We start from the raw sequence: 1322 nt of genomic DNA, 5'->3' as shown, positions 1-1322 counted from the left end.
TAACTAAATCATCAACGGGTAAAGTTGATTTTACAGGACGCAGAAGCAGCACTAACCCATGGGGGTGTGACAAAGGTGCAGGTAATGCATAAAACAGGTTTTTTGCTTGATTTTGTACCCGAGTTAGAATCAGAGGCTGATTTAATTATCTTGGGGAAACGGGGGGAAGCAGCGGAATTCGCCTCTGGACATTTGGGGGCCAATCTGGAGCGGATTTTGCGTTCTAGTCATAAACCTTGTCTTGTCACCTCCCGTCAATATCAGCCAATAGAGAAATTTTTGCTGGCCTATGACGGTAGTAAAAGTTGTGAGAAAATGCTACAATTTCTCATTAACTCTCCTGCTTTTAAAGGTTTAGAATTACATATAGTTACCGTTGCTAAAAGTGCAGAGGATAAAACAGCAAATTCTCAACTTGAGCGAGGCGAGCAACAAGCACGCATAGGAGGATTTGAGCCAGTAGTATCCTTAATGCAAGGTAATCCAGAAACAGCTATTGCTCAATATGTAAAGGACAACAATATCAATTTACTACTGATGGGTGCCTATGGACATAGGCGCATTCGTCATTTAGTCATTGGTAGTACCACGGCTCAAATTCTCCGCAGTAGCAATATTCCCGTATTGGTATTTCGTTGATGAGCTATGCACTATCCAAAGCTTCATATCATTTGCGTTTGTATCGGAATTATTTAAATTTCCTCTCTCTGACTCTGACTCTGCGTTCTCTGTCTTGAAAAGTTGTTCATGGGGGAAACCCCCAACACTTTTCGCTGCGCCTGGAGTGGTTTTTTTATCATTCCGATGTCACCGGATTTAATATCATCCGCTCTCCCAGCACAAATTTATGATCCCTGGGGAGGCGATTCAAGATTGGTATGTACCACTTGATTAAATCGTAGGTTTTTTGTATAATAGGCAAATCACTCATCAAGCACCTAAAAAAATAAAATTTTCTATATTCGCGCGAATAGAGAGGGAAAAGTTAAGAAGTGTAAAGGGCAAGAGGGTTAGAGCGCCAAGGGTTAGGAAGTCCTGGGGCAAACGACGACAACCCGGAAACCGAAATTGCCGTACGAGCCGACACGCCCGAACCAGTAGCGATACGCACAACGGCAGACCCTGGGATCGCTGAACCACGAACCCCCGCGCAGCAACCGATAATTATTTTCATCAATAATCAAAGCAGTACCGTCAGTCGGTGCTCCTTTGTAGGTTTGATTCCAGTTATCTTGACACCACTCCCATACATTTCCATGCATATCATATAAACCAAAGGCATTACCAGGAAAACTGCCAACATCTGTGGTTTGCTCTCGAGA

The 1322-nt window shown here is 43.3% G+C and carries 2 protein-coding genes; one reads left to right on the top strand and one right to left on the bottom strand.

What is annotated here, in order from left to right:
- Positions 1–84: 84 nt before the first annotated feature.
- Positions 85–639, top strand: coding sequence for a universal stress protein (locus tag F6K52_RS36385; protein ID WP_293090100.1), 555 nt, complete (start codon positions 85–87; stop codon positions 637–639).
- Positions 640–1025: 386 nt separating this feature from the next.
- Here the strand turns inward: F6K52_RS36385 and F6K52_RS36380 are convergent.
- A partial coding sequence (locus F6K52_RS36380; protein ID WP_293090098.1) for a formylglycine-generating enzyme family protein occupies positions 1026–1322 on the bottom strand: 297 nt, incomplete at its 5' end.

The organism is Moorena sp. SIO3H5, assembly GCF_010692395.1.
Classification (GTDB): Bacteria; Cyanobacteriota; Cyanobacteriia; order Cyanobacteriales; family Coleofasciculaceae; genus Moorena.
The sequence above is the reverse complement of the archived record's forward strand: the minus strand, read 5'-3'. Positions and strand labels throughout refer to the sequence as shown.

Coding starts and splice junctions, on each gene's coding strand:
- F6K52_RS36385 (WP_293090100.1), top strand. CDS start 85: ATGCATAAAACAGGTTTTTTGCTTGATTTTGTACCCGAGTTAGAATCA.